Annotated in this window: 1 rRNA gene; it reads right to left on the bottom strand. The window is 49.8% G+C overall.

The features are described 5' to 3' along the window. Window positions 1–203 (bottom strand): 23S ribosomal RNA (locus tag KO531_RS22620); the annotation flags it as partial.

Below are 203 nucleotides of genomic sequence, written 5' to 3'. Positions count from 1 at the left end.
ACCTTCTCCCGAAGTTACGGTACCATTTTGCCTAGTTCCTTCAGCCGAGTTCTCTCAAGCGCCTTGGTATTCTCTACCCGACCACCTGTGTCGGTTTGGGGTACGATTCCCGCTAACCTGAAGCTTAGAAGATTTTCCTGGAAGCATGGCATCAACTACTTCAGTCCCTTAGGACCTCGTCATCAGCTCTCAGTGTGTACATT

This window comes from Shewanella sp. NKUCC06_TVS (assembly GCF_019345515.1).
Taxonomy (GTDB): Bacteria; Pseudomonadota; Gammaproteobacteria; order Enterobacterales; family Shewanellaceae; genus Shewanella; species Shewanella oncorhynchi.
This window is presented reverse-complemented; position numbering and strand designations above follow the sequence as displayed.